The 18,693-nt window shown below is 63.8% G+C and carries 15 protein-coding genes and 2 pseudogenes; 9 read left to right on the top strand and 8 right to left on the bottom strand.

Annotated features, from left to right (window positions below; genetic code table 11):
- Positions 1–125 precede the first annotated feature (125 nt).
- Both CBI38_RS23440 and CBI38_RS23445 read left to right on the top strand, forming a co-directional pair.
- A complete protein-coding gene (locus CBI38_RS23440; protein WP_109332649.1) occupies positions 126–1,115 on the top strand; it encodes a nitrilase-related carbon-nitrogen hydrolase in 990 nt (329 codons plus the stop codon).
- Positions 1,115–2,137, top strand: a complete 1,023-nt coding sequence (locus tag CBI38_RS23445; protein WP_109332650.1) for an agmatine deiminase family protein — start codon at positions 1,115–1,117, stop codon at positions 2,135–2,137. The genes CBI38_RS23440 and CBI38_RS23445 overlap by 1 nt, the downstream gene beginning before the upstream one ends.
- Before the next feature lie 66 nt (positions 2,138–2,203).
- Here the strand turns inward: CBI38_RS23445 and katG are convergent, their stop codons facing one another.
- The 5 genes from katG to CBI38_RS23470 all read right to left on the bottom strand — a co-directional run bounded on the left by katG (position 2,204) and on the right by CBI38_RS23470 (position 7,955).
- The gene (gene katG, locus CBI38_RS23450) at positions 2,204–4,462 is read right to left on the bottom strand and encodes a catalase/peroxidase HPI (protein WP_109332651.1); all 2,259 of its coding nucleotides are present in this window, start codon (positions 4,460–4,462) and stop codon (positions 2,204–2,206) included.
- 47 nt (positions 4,463–4,509) lie between these two features.
- Positions 4,510–4,929, bottom strand: coding sequence for a Fur family transcriptional regulator (locus CBI38_RS23455; protein ID WP_109332652.1), 420 nt, complete (start codon positions 4,927–4,929; stop codon positions 4,510–4,512).
- Between the two features lie 252 nt (positions 4,930–5,181).
- Positions 5,182–6,303, bottom strand: coding sequence for an aromatic ring-hydroxylating oxygenase subunit alpha (locus CBI38_RS23460; protein ID WP_109332653.1), 1,122 nt, complete (start codon positions 6,301–6,303; stop codon positions 5,182–5,184).
- A gap of 63 nt (positions 6,304–6,366) precedes the next feature.
- Positions 6,367–7,530: an NAD(P)/FAD-dependent oxidoreductase gene (locus CBI38_RS23465; RefSeq protein WP_109332654.1), complete on the bottom strand. Its 1,164-nt coding sequence runs from the start codon at positions 7,528–7,530 to the stop codon at positions 6,367–6,369.
- Positions 7,527–7,955, bottom strand: coding sequence for a bifunctional 3-phenylpropionate/cinnamic acid dioxygenase ferredoxin subunit (locus CBI38_RS23470; protein ID WP_472515499.1), 429 nt, complete (start codon positions 7,953–7,955; stop codon positions 7,527–7,529). Before CBI38_RS23470 ends, CBI38_RS23465 begins: the two co-directional genes overlap by 4 nt.
- Positions 7,956–8,450: 495 nt before the next feature.
- Here CBI38_RS23470 and CBI38_RS23475 point away from each other — a divergent pair, with 495 nt between their 5' ends.
- Positions 8,451–9,308 (top strand): bifunctional methylenetetrahydrofolate dehydrogenase/methenyltetrahydrofolate cyclohydrolase, encoded by an 858-nt coding sequence (locus CBI38_RS23475; protein ID WP_109335297.1) that lies wholly within the window; start codon positions 8,451–8,453, stop codon positions 9,306–9,308.
- A gap of 45 nt (positions 9,309–9,353) precedes the next feature.
- Here the strand turns inward: CBI38_RS23475 and CBI38_RS23480 are convergent, their stop codons facing one another.
- On the bottom strand, positions 9,354–10,157 hold the full coding sequence (locus CBI38_RS23480) for an IclR family transcriptional regulator (RefSeq protein WP_109332656.1): 804 nt from the start codon (positions 10,155–10,157) through the stop codon (positions 9,354–9,356).
- An 808-nt stretch (positions 10,158–10,965) separates the two neighbouring features.
- Between CBI38_RS23480 and CBI38_RS23485 the strand changes: the two genes are divergently transcribed.
- Positions 10,966–12,474, top strand: coding sequence for a BCCT family transporter (locus tag CBI38_RS23485; protein WP_109335298.1), 1,509 nt, complete (start codon positions 10,966–10,968; stop codon positions 12,472–12,474).
- Between the two features lie 180 nt (positions 12,475–12,654).
- Positions 12,655–12,900 (top strand): annotated as a pseudogene (locus tag CBI38_RS40150) (WhiB family transcriptional regulator); the annotation flags it as partial.
- Between the two features lie 119 nt (positions 12,901–13,019).
- Here CBI38_RS40150 and CBI38_RS39290 read toward each other — a convergent pair.
- Positions 13,020–13,109, bottom strand: a pseudogene (locus CBI38_RS39290) (RidA family protein); the annotation flags it as partial.
- Positions 13,110–13,354: 245 nt separating this feature from the next.
- Between CBI38_RS39290 and CBI38_RS23495 the strand changes: the two are divergent.
- Entirely contained in the window at positions 13,355–15,817 is a 2,463-nt protein-coding gene (locus CBI38_RS23495) for a GcvT family protein (RefSeq protein WP_109332658.1), read from the top strand.
- A gap of 110 nt (positions 15,818–15,927) precedes the next feature.
- Positions 15,928–16,569, top strand: a complete 642-nt coding sequence (locus CBI38_RS23500) for a cyclodeaminase/cyclohydrolase family protein (protein ID WP_109332676.1) — start codon at positions 15,928–15,930, stop codon at positions 16,567–16,569.
- A 60-nt stretch (positions 16,570–16,629) separates the two neighbouring features.
- On the opposite strand, the gene CBI38_RS23505 is transcribed toward CBI38_RS23500, so the two are convergent.
- Complete coding sequence (locus CBI38_RS23505) at positions 16,630–17,304, bottom strand: GntR family transcriptional regulator (protein WP_109332679.1); 675 nt, start codon at positions 17,302–17,304, stop codon at positions 16,630–16,632.
- A gap of 204 nt (positions 17,305–17,508) precedes the next feature.
- Between CBI38_RS23505 and purU the strand changes: the two genes are divergently transcribed.
- Together purU and CBI38_RS37960 are read left to right on the top strand one after the other, a co-directional pair.
- Positions 17,509–18,357 (top strand): formyltetrahydrofolate deformylase, encoded by an 849-nt coding sequence (gene purU, locus CBI38_RS23510; RefSeq protein ID WP_109332680.1) that lies wholly within the window; start codon positions 17,509–17,511, stop codon positions 18,355–18,357.
- Positions 18,358–18,460: 103 nt separating this feature from the next.
- Positions 18,461–18,634, top strand: coding sequence for a hypothetical protein (locus CBI38_RS37960; protein ID WP_159924940.1), 174 nt, complete (start codon positions 18,461–18,463; stop codon positions 18,632–18,634).
- The last annotated feature ends 59 nt before the right edge of the window (positions 18,635–18,693 follow it).

The raw sequence follows: 18,693 nt of genomic DNA on the forward strand, positions 1-18,693 counted from the left end.
GGGGTCGAGCGAGAAAAAGTCGAATTCGACACGTTCCACCCCTTGATCGTCGAGCACTCACCCACCATACTTAACGAATCCAATTCGTTTTAGGCAGTCGCCGAACCGGACATCCGAGGACCACAATGTTGACGATCACCGCACCGACCACTCCCGCGCCCCTCACGAGGACGCCGAACACGGGGGCGCGGACGACCGAACGCCCCCTACTCCGCGTCGGGCTGGTGCAGCACCGGTGGCACGAGGACGAGCAGGACCTCCGCGCCGAACTCGACGAAGGAATCGCCGCGGCGGCTCGACTCGGAGCTCAGGTCGTCTTCCTGCCCGAGCTGACGCTGAGCCGCTATCCCGCATTCGTGGAAGGCGGTGACAACCCCGGCCGCCAGGCGGAAGACCTCCTGACCGGCCCCACATTCACCTTCGCGGCCAAGGCGGCGGCCGAACACGGTATCCCCGTCCACGCCTCGCTCTACGAGCGCGACGACCGCGAGAGCGGCGACCAGTACGACGACGGCCTCGGGTTCAACACGGCCATCCTCGCGTCCCCGTCCGGCCGACTGCTGGCACGCACCCGCAAACTGCACATTCCGGTGACCGCCGGCTACTACGAGGACACCTACTTCCGCGGCGGACCGGCCACCGATCCATACCCGGTGCACACTGCCCTCGACGGCGTGAAACTCGGCATGCCGACCTGCTGGGACGAGTGGTTCCCCGAGGTTGCTCGCGCGTATTCGCTCGGTGGCGCCGAAGTCCTGGTGTACCCCACCGCCATCGGCTCCGAACCCGACTTCCCCCAGTTCGACACCCAGCCGCTGTGGCAACAGGTGATCGTCGGGAACGGGATCGCGAACGGCACGTTCATGGTGGTGCCCAACCGCCACGGCAACGAAGGCCTCATCACCTTCTACGGGTCGTCGTTCATCTCCGATCCCTACGGCCGCATTCTCGTTCAGGCACCGCGTGACGAATCAGCCGTCCTGGTCGCCGATCTCGACCTTCAGCAGCGAGAAGACTGGCTTGCACTGTTCCCGTTTCTCACGACGAGGCGACCCGACACCTACGGCGCCCTCACCGAGCCAGTCGATCACGCCTCCCCCTTCGGGAAAGCCTGATGAGCTGGCGCATGCCCGCGGAGGGCGAACCTCACGAGCGGACTTGGATGGCCTTTCCCAGCGAGGGATACTCGCTCGGGGACACTCCCGCAGCCCACCACGAGGCCCGCAGCACCTGGGCCGCGGTGGCACACGCGATCGCCCGGTTCGAACCCGTCACCGTCGTGGTCGACCCGGACGAGATGGCCGTCGCGAGGGAATACCTCTCCCCTCACATCGACGTCGTCGAGGCCCCGCTGAACGACGCCTGGATGCGCGACATCGGTCCCACCTTCGTGGTGTCCGAGGACGGCAGGCTCGGGGGCGTCGACTGGGTGTTCAACGGGTGGGGCGGCCAGGACTGGGCGCGGTGGGACCGCGATTCCAAGATCGGCAGGATGGTGGTCGAGCGGTCCGGCGCCGAACTCGTCGAGTCGACGCTCGTCAACGAGGGCGGCGGAATACAAGTGGACGGCCTCGGCACCGTGTTGGTCACCGAGACCGTGCAACTCGACCCCGGCCGCAACCCGGGACTGTCCAAGGCTGATGTCGAGGCCGAACTCGCGCGCACTCTCGGCGCCACGAACGTCATCTGGTTGCCCCGCGGACTCACCCGCGACTCCGACACGTTCGGCACGCGCGGACACGTCGACATCGTCGCCGCCATCCCGTCTCCGGGCGTCATCCTGGTGCACGAGCAGCGCGACCCGGAACACCCCGACTTCGAGGTCAGCAGGACCGTCATCGACCTGCTGAAGCAGACCACGGACGCCCGCGGCCAATCCTGGCAGATCATTCCGGTGCCGGCGCCGACGGTGCTCCGCGACGACGAGGGATTCGTCGACTACAGCTACATCAACCATCTCGTCGTCAACGGCGGAGTGATCGCCTGCAGTTTCGACGATCCCGCCGACGAGGAGGCCGTCGCGCTCCTGTCGGCCGCCTACCCCGGACGTGACGTGGTAACCGTCGATGCACGACCCCTCTTCGCCCGCGGCGGCGGAATCCACTGCATCACGCAGCACCAGCCCGTCGTGCGCTGACGCGCCCGTGAGTACTTGTTAACCGCGGGCGGTTAACAAGTACTCACGGGTGGCGGAGCCGCCGGGTTAGGCGAGGTCGAACCGGTCGAGGTTCATCACCTTGTCCCACGCGGACACGAAGTCCCGCACGAACTTCTGCTTTGCGTCATCGGAGGCGTACACCTCCGCGAGAGCACGCAGTTCGGAGTTCGACCCGAACACGAGGTCGACGCGGGTTCCGGTCCACTTCACCTCCCCGGTGACGCGGTCGCGGCCCTCGTAGATCTCCGAGTCCGTGGACCTCGGCGCCCATGTCGTGCCGAGGTCGATCAGGTTCGCGAAGAAATCGTTGGTCAGCGTCCCCGGCTTCGACGTGAAGACGCCCGCTTCCGACCTGGTGTTGTAGTTCGCGCCGAGCACGCGCAGGCCCCCGACGAGAACGGTCATCTCGGGAGCGGTCAACGTCAGCAAGTTCGCCTTGTCGACCAACAGGAATTCCGCCGGTAGACGGTTGCCCTCGCCGAGGTAGTTGCGGAAACCATCCGCAGTCGGCTCGAGCGCAGCGAAAGACTCCACATCGGTCTGTTCCTGTGTGGCATCGGTGCGACCGGGAGTGAATGGCACCTCGACATCGTGTCCGGCATCCTTCGCGGCCCGCTCGACGGCAGCAACGCCACCGAGCACGACGAGGTCGGCAAACGAGACCCGCTTGTTTCCGGTCTGGGCGGTATTGAAGGACTCCTGAATTCCCTCGAGGGTCTTCACCACCTGGGCGAGCTCGGCCGGGTTGTTGACCTCCCAGCTCGCCTGCGGCTCGAGACGGATACGACCGCCGTTGGCGCCGCCCCGCTTGTCGCTGCCCCGGAACGAGGAGGCCGACGCCCACGCGGTCGAGACCAGCTCGGCAACAGTCAGTCCGGACCCGAGGATCTGACTCTTCAGCGACGCGATGTCGTCGGCATCGATGAGCTCGTGAGTGACCACGGGGATGGGGTCCTGCCACAGCAGGGTCTCGTCCGGGACCAGCGGTCCGAGGTAACGGGCGACCGGGCCCATGTCGCGGTGGGTCAGCTTGTACCAGGCCTTGGCGAATTCGTCCGCGAGCTCCTCGGGGTGGTCGAGCCAGCGACGGGTGATCTTCTCGTAGGCAGGGTCGATCCGCAGGGAGAGGTCGGTGGTCAGCATGGTGGGGGCGTGCCGCACCGAGGGGTCGAAGGCGTCGGGAACGGTGCCGGTACCAGCGCCGCCCTTCGCGATCCACTGGTTGGCGCCGGCGGGGCTCTTACTCAGCTCCCATTCGTAGCCGTACAGGGTTTCCAGGAAGCTGTTGTCCCACGTGGTCGGGGTAGGTGTCCACGTCACCTCGAGGCCACTGGTGATGGCGTCCTTGCCCTTACCTGTGCCGAAGGAGCTCTTCCAGCCCAGACCCTGCTCCTCGAGCGGTGCAGCCTCGGGCTCCGGGCCGACGTGGTCGGCGGGGCCGGCGCCGTGGGTCTTGCCGAAGGTGTGGCCACCGACGATCAGTGCGGCCGTTTCGACATCGTTCATCGCCATCCTGGCGAACGTCTCACGGATGTCCGTGGCGGCGGCGAGCGGGTCCGGGTTGCCGTTCGGGCCTTCGGGATTGACGTAAATCAGACCCATCTGCACCGCACCGAGCGGCTTCTCGAGGTCTCGCTCACCGGTATAACGCTCGTCGCCGAGCCAGGTGAGTTCCGGGCCCCAGTAGACGTCTTCCTCGGGCTCCCACTGATCCACCCGGCCCGCGCCGAATCCGAAAGTCTCGAAGCCCATCGACTCGAGGGCGCAGTTGCCGGCGAAGACGATCAAGTCGGCCCACGAGATGGTCTTGCCGTACTTCTTCTTCACCGGCCACAGCAGGTGCCGTGCCTTGTCGAGGTTCGCGTTGTCGGGCCAGCTGTTCAACGGCGCGAAGCGCTGCATCCCGGCGCCGGCGCCGCCGCGACCGTCGGTCACGCGGTAGGTGCCCGCGGCGTGCCACGCCATGCGGACGAAGAGGGGGCCGTAGTGGCCGTAGTCGGCGGGCCACCAGTCCTGCGAGGTGGTCATGACCTCCTCGATGTCACGCTTCAGAGCCTCGAAGTCCAGGTTCGCGAGTTCCCGGGTGTAGTCGAAGTCCTCGTCCATGGGGTTACGCACGGCGGGGTTCTTCTGCAGGATCTTCAGGTTGAGCTGGTTCGGCCACCAGTCACGGTTACCGCCGCCCCGAGTCGGATGCTCGAGCCGACCGTGCGCGACGGGGCAGCCGCCGCTCTCCGCAGGTTCCGTTTGGGCCTCGGCGATGGGCGGGTGCTCTTCTGCGAGAGTCCGGGTGGTGTCAGACACGACATTCCTTCCAAAAGGGGATAATTCGGGCTGTTGATGGATGAGCGCTACGAGGTGAGCGATGTCGAGCAGTTGGCGCACAGGCCCCAGAAGATGAGCTCCGCCTCGTCGACACGGAATCCGTTGTCGTGGACAGCGGGTAGGCACGGCGACTCACCGACAGCGCAATCGACGTCCGCGATGGCTGCGCAGGACCGGCAGACCACGTGATGATGGTTGTCACCGACCCGCGTCTCGTAGCGAGCCACCAAACCCGCCGGCTGGATCTTGCGCACCAAACCGGCAGCAGTCGCCGTGCGCAAAATGCCGTACACCGCCTGCTGAGACACACCGGGAAGCACTGCACGCACTTCTCCGAGGATCGTCTCCGTGTCGGCGTGCGGATTCTTTTGCACTGCCTCCAGCACTGCCACTCGAGGACGCGTCACACGCAGCTCGGCCGCACGCAATTGCTCTGCGTACACTATGACCTACCAATCTGGAACGAGTCAAGACTTTGCGAAAATATCTGGCAATTCATGCAACTCGGATGCCAGGCAGGACAACGACGTGGTGCCGCATCCGTTCGAATCACGAAGAACGTTCAGCTGCATCGAATGGCATAGTGCCGTGTCGCGGATGAGCAACGGCGGGCTGCGGTACCCGAAGGTGCAGTATCGCAGCCGCGTGCCCGCTCCACGGATCTCTCGATCCGTGGAGCGGTCAGCGTTGCGGCGCAATCAGCGAGCGATCTTTTCCTTCAGCCAGTCATGGAACTCGCCGATGTGGTGCTCGCTGGGCACGAGCACGCCACCGTCGCGGTAGCGGCGCGAGGCCATCGCGGGCTGGCACCGCTCGCACGCGTCGAAGTCCTGCTGATTGACCCGATGGAACAGTTCGACGGAGCGGTCGAGATCCTTTCCGCTCGCGATCACGTCGGGCAGGTACAGCCAGTCGCATTCGACGATGGTGTGGTCGGCCGCCAGTGGGAACATCCGGTGGACGATGACGTGATCGGGGACGAGATTGACGAACACCGTCGGTCGCACGGTGATCGCGTAGTAGCGCCGGTCCTGCTCCGGGGCGATACCGGGGATGACGTCGTGACCGGCCGAGCCGTCGACGGTGAACCCTTCGACATCCTCACCGAACTCGGCACCGTGCCCGACGTAGTACTGCGCCGCATAGCCGTCGGCAAATTCCGGCAGAACCTCGGTCAATTCCGGGTGGATCGTCGCGCAGTGGTAGCACTCCATGAAGTTCTCGATGATGAGCTTCCAATTGGCCTTCACGTCGTAAACGATGCGACGGCCGAGATCCAAGTCAGCGATGTTGTATCGATCGATCGATTCCACGTCGCCAAGTCGGTCGCGAATGTCCTGAATGACTGTCTCGTCGAAGGACTCGGGCTCGTCGGCGAGATTGAGCCAGACGTAGCCGAGCCATTCCTGCACTGCCACCTTCTTCAGTCCGTATTCGACACGGTCGATGTCGGGCATCTTGGTCAGGTTGGGCGCCGCGACAAGCTTGCCTTCGAGGTCGTACGTCCATGCGTGGTACGGGCACTGGAAAGACCTCTTGACCTCTCCGCTCTCTTCCATGCACAGCCGGGCGCCGCGGTGGGCGCAGATGTTGAGGAAGGCACGGATCTCGCCGGTCCTGGATCGTGTCACGATGACGCTTTCCCGACCGACCTGAACGGTCTTGAAAGCCCCAGGCTTGTCGAGATCACCCGACCGTACAGCGCAGAACCACATCTGCTCGAAGACCTTCTCTTGTTCGAGCGTGAAGATGTCGCTGTCGGTGTAATAGGCGCCCGGGAGCGTGGAGATGAGACTCTCGGGCAGGTGCGTGGTTGTCACTGTGGGGTCTCCCTTAGTGGTTGATCTCGTGGATCTGCGGGCTGGAAGAAGGTCTACAAAGGATCAGAGCGGTGCCGGCAGCGCGCAGAGTTGGCGGCGCCAGCGGGTGAACAGGCGGACCTGGTCGACGCCGAGGACTGCAACGGGTTGCCCGTCTCGGCGGTAGACGGCGAGGAAGCTTCCCGCTTCCAGACTTCCCTCTTCGATGGTGAATTCGGTATCGGGCCCGGCGATTCCAGCGAATTGGATACGCGAACCGTACTGATCGGACCAGAAGTACGGTGGCTTGACCTGCTGACCCTGATACTCACCCGAGAGCAGGGACGACACTGCGATCGCCGGGCGTTCCGAGGCGCCGGTCCAGTGCTCGACGCGGCGGTGGACGCCCGCGGTGTCCATCCAGGCCGCACAGTCGCCGACTGCAACAACGCCTGGGATCGAGGTGGTGCCGCCGCGGTCGCACAGCACACCGTTGCCGAGTTCGATACCGCTCCCTGCGAGCCATTCGGTGTTCGGGATGCCGCCGATGCCCACGACGACGACGTCAGCGGGCAGGTGGCGCCCGTCAGCGAGGTCAACGCCGGTCACACGGTCGCCCCCGGTCAACCCGGCGACACCCACACCACAGTGCAGAGTGGTGCCGTTGCCCCCGTGGAGTCTGGCGACCGCGGTTCCCAGTTGCGGGCCGAGCGGGCCGATCAGCGGCGACGGTGCTGCCTCGACCACCGTGACGTCCAGGCCCAGCTTGCGCGCTGTGGACGCAACCTCGGCGCCGATGAAACCGGCACCGATGACTACCAGTCGGGCGCCGGGTTTGAGGTCCGCGCGCAGCCGGTCTGCGTCGTCGATCGTGCGTAGGACATGGACGCCGGCTAGATGCTCGGTGTCCGGCCACGCCCTCGCACGTGAACCGGTCGCGAGGACGAAGCCGTCGGCGGTCAGCTGCGAACCGTCACTGAGCGTGACGCTGCGGGTGCCGGCATCGAGGTTTGTTGCAGATAGTCCGAGCATCCAATTCGCCTGGAGGTCTTCCCCTTCCGGCTCCAAGGTGAGGGAGGTTTCGTCGACGTCTCCGGCCAGATACTCCTTCGACAGCGGCGGCCGGTCGTAAGGCCGGTTGCGCTCCGCTCCGACAATGTTCAGCTCACCTTCGAATCCCTGTGCGCGCAGGGCACGCGCGGCACTGAGACCGGAGAGGGATGCCCCGATGACGGCGATACTTTTCATGCGTTCCCCTCCGCGTTGAGGCGGCTACGAATATCGGGCGGCAGGTTCGGCGCTTCGGTGCTGACCTCCACGTAGATCACCTCGTCCTTGATCAGGACCTCATGAGTTCGCACGGGCAGCTTCGCGGGTGGCGCATCGACCGCCCCGCTTCGAAGGTTGAACTTCGACGCATGCAGTGGGCACTCGACCTCACATCCCTCGAGCCAGCCGTCTGCCAACGAGGCGTCCTGGTGCGAGCAAGTGTCGTCTATTGCGAACACCTCGCCGTCGTCGGTGTGAAACACGGCGATCGGCGGGGAGGTGTCGACGCGGCGTGCGTCACCGCGAGGTAAGGAGGCTAGCGGACAGACCTCGAGCATAAGATGCCTCTCTGTAGCGCGATGCGAAACAAGTCCTGCGTTACGCAACAGTGTGACAATGGTCATAGCGCAGTGTCAAGAGGAGCTGCGCGCCCCGCCGAACCAATGGACGCTCGCAACTCCTCAGCAACCGCAAGGGGACACGGACACGGGAATTTTCACTGAAACTCCTAGTCACACCATAAATAGCGGAGGCCCCACGTTGTCAGCAGCCCGCAACATCGGCACGCCTTCGGGTCCGCGGGGAGGCGATCTGCGACCGATACAAGCTGAGCGACTCATGAGCCCCACGAACACCCCCACAGGGGCGTTGACCCGCCGGTTCAGCCGGTCTAAGCTATTCTGCGTCTGATATATCAATTGTCGTCACGGTAATCCATCCGTTATGGCGACGACCCCTCCCGGTCCGACGACGTATCTCTTGGTCTTCGCGCCCCTCGAGACCGACTCACCGCACCCCACGCGACTTCAGTCGCCAATCGGGTCAGGCGTTTCGTGCACGACCGACAACTCGCCGCACTGGTCCATTTCACCTATTCGTCACCCAGAAAGGCATATTCCGTGGCAACTGCGACACTGCTCGACGGCAAGGCCGTCAGCGCGCAGATCAAGGACAACCTGGCCGACCGGATCGCAGTGCTGCAATTGCAGGGAATCCGGCCTGGCTTGGGAACTATCCTCGTCGGCGACGACCCCGGCAGCCATGCCTACGTCGCCGCGAAGCACCGCGACTGCCGAAGCATCGGATTGAATTCCCTCGAGGTCCGCCTGCCGGCGACCGCTGCACAGGAAGATATCGAGGCGGCCGTCCTGCGGCTGAACGCGGACAATTCGTGCACCGGCTTCATCGTTCAACTGCCGTTGCCGAAGCACATCGACACCCACCGGATCCTTGCGTTGATCGATCCCGCGAAGGATGCGGACGGGTTGCACCCGACGAATCTCGGGCGTCTGGTGCTCGGGATGCCGGGACCGTTGCCGTGCACCCCCCGCGGCATCATCGAATTACTTCGTCATCACGATGTCCCGATCACCGGCGCTCGGTTTTGCGTCATTGGGTGTGGTGTAACCGTTGGTAGGCCACTCGGGCTGATGCTGACCCGCCGCAGCGAACATGCCACGGTGACCCTGTGCCATGAAGCGACGGTCGACACGGCTACTCACACGCGCGATGCCGACGTCGTGATTGCTGCGGCGGGAGTTGCCAACCTGGTGCAACCGGACTGGATCCGCGCAGGTGCCACTGTGTTGTCGGTGGGTATCACCCGCACGGTGGAGGGAATTCTGGGCGATGTGCATCCCTCGGTCGACCGCGTCGCAGGAAAGCTCAGCGGGGCTACAGGCGGTGTCGGTCCGATGACGCGGGCGATGCTGCTCACGAACGTCGTCGAGATGGCAGAAGGCATCGGACCGGGCTGACGTGTGGTGGCTCTCCGCTCCGAGGCAGTGTCAGATCGAGTGAGCTCAGGCGCTGGGCGTGACGGATTGCCGGAAGCCCATCCGTTCGCTGATCTCGGCGGCCGCCGCGATGACATCGGGCCCCACGAGGCGCATCCGGGCCTCGGTGAAGCGGTACACAGGCCCGGAGACGCTCAGCGCGGCCGCGATTCTGCCGTCGTAGTCCCGGACCGGCGCCGCGATGGCATTCAGCCCTTTCTCGTACTCTTCGACGACTACGGCGTAGCCGAGGCTCCTGGCCGCGTCCAGTTCCTCGTCGAGCGCCTCGACCGACGTGATGGTGTCCTCGGTAAACCTCTCGAGCACCGTTGCGCCTAGGACTTCATGCCGTTGGTGCACGTCCAAGTGGGCAAGGAGTATTTTTCCGCTTGCCGTCGCGTGCACCGGTGTCGGCTCGCCGATCCAATTCTGTGTGCCCACGGAGGCGGGCCCTCGTACCTGGTCGAGGTGGATGGCATATCGGGAGCGCAGAACGGCGACGTTCACGGTTTCGCCTAGTTTCGCGGCCAGTCGCTCGCATACGGCGTGACCCTGCTCCGTTATCTCGAGCCGTTCGGGAACAGACGCGGCGAGGCGCAGGATGCCTAAGCTCAGGCGGTATTTTCCCCGGTCGTAGGTTTGCACAACCATCTCGTGCTCTTCCAGCGAAGCCAGCAGACGGGACACCGTGGACTTGTGCACCCCGATTTCCGCGGCAATCGCACTGACCCCGACCTCACCATTGCGGGCGAGAACCTCCAGCACTTGAAATGCCCGGTCTACCGACTGGACACCGCCGTCAGTAGCCCGCGCTCCGTTGCTGTTGGTCATGGAGCAACTATACGAAAGTTCTCTTGGTGCTGACGGGCGCCCTGGTGCCGGGCATAGACCCCACGCATAGGTTCACCAATCAGCACGGTGACCCACCCGATCAGCGTGTCGCCCAAGTCGACGCTTCCGACGGATGCCCGCCGCCTCCTGGCCGACCCGGACACCTGTCGTACCAACCTGACAAACACTAATATATTAATCGTCGTCGATACATGCGAGGCTCGGCATGCACATGGCTTACCCATGGGCTCGTTCGCGGTCCTACGAACCAGCGAACGAGGCCGCGCAAACGTCCTTCAGAGAGCGCAGCGTGTGAGGAACCGGCCTCGTCCACGCTCTGGCCAGCTGGTGTCGATTCCACGCGGGGAGCGTAAATTCGCAATTTAGTGATCTGTGTCATTTTGACCGTAGGACTTGACATAGATCACAGTTGGCCGCAGTGTTGTTCCCCATAGAAAACGTCGTTGCGCCATAAGCAACACAATTCGGGACCGGGACGCCTCGCACCGGGCAGTCCGGACTCCGTTCACAAACCTACTCAGCGATGTGCTGCAGGGAGACCGATGTGACAACAAATGGCAACTCACTCGAGGCGGATACGGAAGCGACCCCCCACCAATCACGCCGCTGCGAGGTAGTCGACCCCCGCCTCGTCGACGGGGCCACCACCCCCCGCGCGGACGACTTGGCCACCGATCCTCGCGCCGTCGACGGGGCCACCGATCCTCGCGCCGTCGACGGGGCCACCGATCCTCGCGCCGTCGACGAGGCGGAAGGCGTCGCACCCGAGAAGAAGACCGATCGCGTGGTGTTCGGGATTACAACCGCCATCGTGGTGGCGATCCTGGGGTGGGGACTGCTATGGCCGGCCACCTTGACGAACACGATGTCGTCGATTCTGGACTGGGTGGTGACCAACCTGGGCTGGCTATTCGTCGTCTCCGCCACAGGGTTCGTCTTGTTCGCGCTGTGGCTGGCGCTGAGCCGGTACGGGCGAATCACCCTCGGCAAGGATGGGGAGAAGCCAGAGTTCAGGACCGTCAGCTGGATTGCGATGATGTTCAGCGCCGGCATGGGGATCGGTCTGATCTTCTGGGGCGTGACAGAACCGCTGACTCATTTCGTCCAGCCGCCACCTGGAATCACCGATTCCACGGTGGGAACCGCGATGGCGACCGCGCTTTTCCATTGGGGACTACACCCGTGGTCGATGTATGCGGTGGTTGGTCTGTCGATCGCCTACGGCACCTACCGGATGGGGCGCAAACAGCTCATCAGCTCGTCCTTCATTCCGCTGATCGGCCGCCGCGCCGAGGGGCCGATCGGCAAGGTCATCGACATCTTGGCTATCTTCGCCACAATGTTCGGCACTGCCGCTTCACTTGGCCTCGGAGCACTCCAAATCGGCTCTGGCGTAAAGGTTCTCGGGTGGATTGGCGAGGCCGGGACTCTCCTGGTCATCGCGATCGTGGCTATACTCACCCTTGCCTTCGTGGCCTCGGCCGTTTCCGGAATTTCTCGCGGTATTCAGTGGCTTTCGAACATCAACATGGTGCTTGCACTTCTTCTGGCCGTCTTCGTATTCGTCGCCGGCCCCACCGTGTTCATCTTGAATTTGTTGCCCACCACGTTGGGTGACTACGCCTCCCAAATTGCCAGCATGTCGGCGCGCTCGGCTGCATCCGGCGATGCGGCGACCGAAACGTGGCTCTCCTCCTGGACCATCTTCTACTGGGCATGGTGGATCTCGTGGACCCCCTTCGTCGGTATGTTCCTGGCTCGCATAAGCCGAGGCCGGACCATTCGCCAGTTCGTAGTCGGAGTAATCCTGATCCCGAGTTCCGTGAGCCTTGTATGGTTCGCAGTGTTCGGTGGGGCTGCAATCGGCGAACAGCGTGACGGAACCGACCTGTTCTCTCGCGGCACTCCGGAATCGCAGCTGTTCGGCATGCTGGATAACCTGCCACTTGCAGGCGCATCGTCACTTCTCGTGATGGCGCTGGTCGCAATCTTCTTCGTCTCGGGCGCGGACGCTGCTTCGGTAGTCATGGGAACACTGTCCCAACGTGGAACGCTGGAACCGACCCGCTCCACCGTAGCGTTCTGGGGTGTCGCCACTGGAGGCGTTGCCATGCTGATGTTGTGGACCGGCGGAACGGACGCACTGAACGGCCTGCAGACGATGACGATCATCGTCGCCGCTCCGTTCGCCGTTGTGATGATCGGCATGTGTGTGTCGCTGTATCGCGACATCACCCGAGATCCACTGATCACAGACCTTCGGAAGCCGCGGCGGGTGAGCACCCCGCACAGGTAGACCAGCACAACGTCAAGGCCCGCCCTGAATCCACCGGATAAAGGCCGGGCCTTGATGATTGGCTCGGCGCTCAGTTTCATACCTCGCATCCAGGCCGCCTGAGCGCCACGACATCGACGTCGACGTCGACGTCGAAGGGATGCTTACCCGCGCTTCTGCCGCGCACTACAACGGAGCCGAATGTCCTTGCACAACGTCACCACAGTCGCCGCACCCCCGCAAGAAACGGATTGGCACCTACAGGCACGGTGCCGGTCCGAAGGCATGGAGGTGTTCTTCTCGCCCTGCGGGGAAAGTAAGCCCCGGCGCGCCGAACGAGAACGAGCGGCAAAGGCAATCTGCGCCGCATGCCCGGTCATTGATCGGTGTCGCGATTATGCACTCACCACGAGGGAACCGTATGGGGTGTGGGGTGGGATGTCGGAATCCGATCGCCGTAAGAGCGCCGAGATCGGTACGGAACTGAGGGTTCGAAGCCTGCATTTTCTGCAATGCGATCGGCAGGAGCAACCGACGAAATCAACAGCTCCGCTCATTCGATCGCTTCACTCGACTTCCATGATGAGCTCCACTTCTACCGGTGCATCGGTCGGTAGCGCAGCCTCCCCGACCGCGGAACGCGCATGAACCCCGGCGTGCCTCCGCGCCGGCCGCGGTTCATGCGCGCAAGCTTCGAGTCGGGTGATACCACCCAAAGGCAGGGGTTGACCGCCCCTGTGACACACACTACTGTGATTGATATATCAGTTGTCGACTTGCCCCGCGGCTGCTGGTCATCCGTTCTCACTGAGCACGTCGACTGTCGGCCCACAGCGACAGCGCATGCCGAGGCGATCCGCGGGGAGCAGGCGATCGCACAACCACTCCAGGAAGGACCATCATGGGTTCACCGCGCGTAGTGATCATCGGAGCCGGCATCGTCGGCACGAACCTGGCCGACGAGCTCACAGCTCGGGGCTGGGACAAGATCACCGTCCTCGACCAGGGGCCGCTGCCACTGACCGGCGGCTCGACGTCGCACGCACCGGGCCTCGTGTTCCAGACCAACGCGTCCAAGACGATGACTGAATTGGCTCGATACACCGTCGAGAAGTTCATGAGCCTGGACGTCGACGGCGAATGGTGCTTCAGCCAGCTCGGTGGACTCGAGGTCGCCACCACCGAAGAGCGACTCGCGGACCTGCACCGTAAACAGGGCTGGGCCACCTCCTGGGGTATCGACGGCAGCATCCTCGACCCTGCCGAGTGTGCGAAGCTCCACCCGCTTCTCGACGAGAAGCGGGTCCTCGGCGGCTTGTACGTCGAGACCGACGGACTCGCCAAGGCCTCCCGGGTCGTCGTTGCGCTCGCCCGGCGGGCAGGAGCCCGCGGCGCGGTGTTCCAGGGGTCGACAAAAGTAATCGGTATCGAGCACTCCGGCGGCAAGGTCACCGGAGTCACCACCGATCACGGCGTAGTACCGGCCGACATCGTCGTGTCCTGCGCCGGCTTCTGGGGCCCTGACGTCGGTGAGCTGATCGGCATGGACGTGCCATTGCTCCCCCTGGCGCACCAGTACGCGAAAACCGGTCAGATTCCCGAATTGGTCGGTCGCAACACCGAACTCGCCGAGGCGGGCTTCCCGATCCTGCGGCACCAGGATCAGGACCTCTACTTTCGCGAGCACGTCGACCGCCTCGGCATCGGCACCTACGCGCACCGTCCGATGCCGGTAGACACCCGCGGGCTGACCGATAGCGACGAGATTTCCGACTCCGACATGCCGTCGATGCTGGCGTTCACGGAAGAGGACTTCGCACCGTCGTGGGAGCAGTCCAAACTGCTGCTTCCCTGCCTCGAGACCGCGAAGATCGAGCACGGATTCAACGGGGTCTTCTCCTTTACCCCTGACGGCGGACCGCTCATCGGCGAGTCCCCCGACATCGCCGGATTCTGGATCGCCGAAGCAGTCTGGGTGACGCATTCCGCCGGTGTCGGCCGAGCCGTCGCGCAGCTGCTCGTCGACGGCCGCTCCGAGGTCGAGCTGCACGGCTGCGACGTGCACCGCTTCGAGGAGTTTCAGCTCGACCCCGACTACGTCAGCGAGACGTCCCAGCAGAACTTTGTCGAAATCTACGATGTCCTGCATCCCCTGCAGCCCAAAATTTCACCCCGTGACGTACGGGTCAGCCCGTTCCACGCTCGGCAGAAGGAGCTCGGCGCAGTCTTTCTGGAGGGCGCCGGCTGGGAGCGCCCGCACTGGTACGAAGCAAACGCCCACCTGGTCCAGCAGCTTCCCACCGAGTGGCAGCCGCCGGCCCGCGAGCCCTGGGCAGCGAAGTTCCACTCCCCCATCGCCGCGGCTGAGGCGTGGAAGACCCGCACCTCGGTGGCGATGTACGACATGACACCGCTCAAGCGTCTCGAGATTTCCGGCCCCGGCGCCCTTGCCCTGCTCGAACGCCTGACCACAGGCAAGATGGACAAGTCGATCGGGTCCGTCACCTACACCCTCGCCCTCGACGCCGTTGGTGGGGTGCGCAGCGATCTCACCGTTGCACGGTTGTCCGACAACATTTTTCAAGTCGGCGCAAACGGCAACCTCGACCTCGACTACTTCCGCCGCCAGGCACCCGACGACGGTACCGTCCAGGTCCGCGACATCACCGGCGGCACCTGCTGCATCGGCCTGTGGGGACCTCGTGCCCGGGATCTGGTGCAGGCGATCAGCCGGGACGACTTCGCGAACGAGAACTTCAAATACTTTCGTTCCAAGCAGGTCCGGATCGGCGGAATCCCGGTCACCGCGATGCGGCTGTCCTATGTCGGCGAACTCGGCTGGGAGCTGTACACCTCCGCCGACTACGGGCAACGCTTGTGGGACGTGCTCTGGGCGGAGGGGCAGAAGTACGAGGTCATCGCCGCCGGCCGTGCAGCGTTCAACAGTCTGCGGATGGAGAAGGGTTACCGCTCGTGGGGCTCCGACATGACCACCGAGCACAATCCCTATGAGGCCGGTCTCGGTTTCGCGGTCCGCCCGCAGAAGGGTGACTTCGTGGGCCGCGACGCACTCGAGGGTGTCTCCGATGACACCGTGACCCGGCGGCTGGCGTGCTTGATGATCGATGACCGCACGTCGGTCGTGCTGGGCCACGAACCCGTTTTCGTCGACGGCAAGCCAGCAGGCTATGTCACCAGCGCTTCGTTCGCCCACACCGTCGGGGCGCCGATCGCCTACGCGTGGCTGCCCGCCGGCGCGACGGTCGACACCGCGGTCGAGATCGAGTACTTCGGTCGACGTATCCCCGCCACCGTCGTGGCCGAACCACTCGTCGACCCCGAGATGAAGAAGATCCGGTCGTAGTTCTCTGTCGGGGTGCCGGCTCGCTGCTCAGGGGCCGGCACCCTCGCTCGGTCACGTGATGGCCCTTTGCTTCATCTGAGCCCTTCCCCACCGACAGGACGACCCCACTCATGCGACATGACACGATCAGCGCATTTCTCGCGTCGCTCGCCGACCGCGTACCCGCACCCGGCGGCGGTGCCACCGCTGCGCTACACCTCGGTCAATCCGCTGCGCTCGTAGCGATGGTGGCTCGATACACGACCGGTGACCGGTACGCCGAACACAGCGCTCTGATCGAGCGTGTGTGCACCGGAGCGGATACGGTCCGCGAGCGGGCACTGGAGCTTGCCGAGGACGATATGGCGGCATTCGGTTCCGTAATCGACACCTACACGCTTCCCAAGAGCACTGATGCGGAGATCGCCGCACGATCGGCAGCGATCGAGAACGCTCTCGTGAGCGCGGCGCGAGTTCCGGCCGAGGTCATCAATGCAGCATGGGTGGTGGTCGCGCTTGCCGAGGAGCTCGTATCGGTCGCGAACCGCAATGTCGCCAGTGACGTCGCGGCTGCCGCAGAGGCGGCCCGAGCGGCAGCCACAACAGCTCGGGTCAATGTCGAGATCAATCTGCCCGGCATCACCGATGCGAACATCCGACAGTCCCTCGTCGACACTGCCGCCACTGTCGATGCCCTCACCGACCGCGCCGACGCCGTCACCGCCCGAGTGAGAAAGCAATTGAACCTCGTCGGAACGCCCAGCAGCGAGTGAGGTCTTCGTGGGTGAACTGCTGTCTCCCGAGGGTGAAGCCGATCGCCCGTCCTCCGAACGCTAAACGACTGCCCGGACGGCTTTTTCGAACCCCGTGACATGTTGACGCGCGATTTCTCCGGCGAGGTCACCGTCACCGTTGGCAATAGCCCGCAATAGCTCCCCGTGTTCACCGACGTGCTGGGGCACCGACGGTAGCCGCTCGAGGTAGAGACAGAAGATTCGGGTCGCGAGATTGTCGTATCGGACGAGGACGTCCTCGAGATGCGGATTGCGCGCGACCCGATAGATCGTCCGATGCACCGTAAGGTCCCATCGCATCAATTCGTGCCGTTCCATACCGGAAACATCGAGTCCATCTGTCTTGTCCGCCATGTCGAGAAGCAGCTGGCGGAGAGTAGGGGAAGCCGCCTCCGCCGCTCGTCGCGCGGCTACGGGCTCGAGATGAGCCCGGATCTCGGAGATATGACCGAGGTCGGAGACGTCGACACCTGTGGCGAACGTTCCCTGCCTAGGGAACGAAATGACCAGACGCTCCCCCTCGAGCCTCTTGAGCGCTTCTCGGACCGGTGTTCGCCCCACACCGAGCTCCTCGGCGAGAGCACTCTCGACAATTGCCTCGTTGGGGCGGATATCGAGCATGATCAACTTGTCTTGAATCGCGCAATAGACACGATCAGCGCGAGAGATCACGCCGGCATCGACCTCTATCGCCTGCAGCCCCATGGGCGTCATCTTAGCGTTCCACTCCGCCTCTTGACCCTTTCGCCGCAGCCTGAAATACTAATACTCATCTGATATATCACTTCTCTACTACTGACACTCTAGCCCTCGAAGCCATCGAGACACGGATGGTCTCGTTCGCCGCCACAACAAGCCCGATATCCACTCGAGACGCCGCCGTTGCCAGGGAGAGCGTCCAGCACCGAGGAGACGCACATGACCGAAACCTTCACCTTGACGCTCAGCTGCGCTCAGCGGCCCGGAATCGTCCACGCAGTCAGTTCTTTCTTGTTCGAACAGAACTGCGACATCGCCGAACACCAGCAGTTCGATGACACACAAAACGGTGCATTCTTTCTTCGCACATCGTTTGTCGCGGCGGGCGCCCTCGACGTGGAAAGGCTCACCGCCGAGTTTCGCAGTGTCGCTGACAAATTCGGTATGTCATTCAACTTCAACGGGTGCAGCGAGCCGCGCGTCGTCGTGATGGTCTCGAAGATGGGTCACTGCCTCAACGACCTCATTTTTCGTTGGCGTGCCGGCAATCTCGGTGGAGAGCTCGTCGCCGTGGTTTCCAACCACGAAACCCTTCGCCCAATGGCCGAAGCCGCCGGTCTGCCCTTCATCCACATCCCCGTGACGGCGGCGACCAAACCGCAAGCCGAGGCACAGCTCCTCGAACTCGTGGATCAGTACAACGCCGACCTGGTCGTGCTCGCGCGGTACATGCAGGTGCTGTCCGATGACGCATGCCGGAAGTTACACGGCCGTGCGATCAACATCCACCACTCGTTCCTGCCCGGATTCAAGGGCGCCAAGCCCTACCACCAGGCATTCGATCGCGGCGTCAAGCAGGTCGGGGCTACCGCCCACTACGTCACACCGGATCTGGACGAGGGGCCCATCATCGAGCAGCAAGTGATCCGCATCGATCACAGCTACGATCCTGCCCGACTCGCCACCGTCGGCCAGGACGCAGAAGCGCTGGCATTGTCTCGGGCTGTTCGTTGGCACTGCGAGAATCGCATTCTTCTGCACGGGCACAGGACCGTCATTTTCAGCTGACGGCCTTCGGCTGCCGCAGAGTCCCTCAGCCATGACGTTCTCTGCGGCAGCACATTTCCGAGTCCGATCGCCTGGGCGAAGCGTCGAGCTGAAAGGTGCTGCGATGAGACGACTGTCCGTGCAGTGTGGCACGAGAACTGACGAATACTCAGCGGGTTTCACCGGTCATGTGCTCGATGGTGGGACGCTTCGCATCCTCGCTCCCGACAAGCAGATCGCCGCGTCCTATCCAGCCGCCAGCTGGACCATCCTCGCCACCCAACCGCACGAGGAGTGAGAGCGTCCAGGCTTGGACCATCAGCTCATCGTTGCGAATCACCCACGACAGTGGTCTGT

Source organism: Rhodococcus oxybenzonivorans, assembly GCF_003130705.1.
Lineage (GTDB): Bacteria > Actinomycetota > Actinomycetes > Mycobacteriales > Mycobacteriaceae > Rhodococcus_F > Rhodococcus_F oxybenzonivorans.

Excerpts from the sequence above, each read along its gene's own strand:
- CBI38_RS23470 (WP_472515499.1), bottom strand. The coding sequence starts at position 7,955 with ATGACCATTGTCACACTGTTGCGTAACGCAGGACTTGTTTCGCATCGC.
- CBI38_RS23445 (WP_109332650.1), top strand. The coding sequence starts at position 1,115 with ATGAGCTGGCGCATGCCCGCGGAGGGCGAACCTCACGAGCGGACTTGG.
- CBI38_RS23505 (WP_109332679.1), bottom strand. The coding sequence starts at position 17,304 with ATGACGCCCATGGGGCTGCAGGCGATAGAGGTCGATGCCGGCGTGATC.
- CBI38_RS23480 (WP_109332656.1), bottom strand. The coding sequence starts at position 10,157 with ATGACCAACAGCAACGGAGCGCGGGCTACTGACGGCGGTGTCCAGTCG.
- CBI38_RS23465 (WP_109332654.1), bottom strand. The coding sequence starts at position 7,530 with ATGAAAAGTATCGCCGTCATCGGGGCATCCCTCTCCGGTCTCAGTGCC.
- CBI38_RS23500 (WP_109332676.1), top strand. The coding sequence starts at position 15,928 with ATGCGACATGACACGATCAGCGCATTTCTCGCGTCGCTCGCCGACCGC.
- CBI38_RS23495 (WP_109332658.1), top strand. The coding sequence starts at position 13,355 with ATGGGTTCACCGCGCGTAGTGATCATCGGAGCCGGCATCGTCGGCACG.
- purU (WP_109332680.1), top strand. The coding sequence starts at position 17,509 with ATGACCGAAACCTTCACCTTGACGCTCAGCTGCGCTCAGCGGCCCGGA.
- CBI38_RS37960 (WP_159924940.1), top strand. The coding sequence starts at position 18,461 with ATGAGACGACTGTCCGTGCAGTGTGGCACGAGAACTGACGAATACTCA.
- CBI38_RS23440 (WP_109332649.1), top strand. The coding sequence starts at position 126 with ATGTTGACGATCACCGCACCGACCACTCCCGCGCCCCTCACGAGGACG.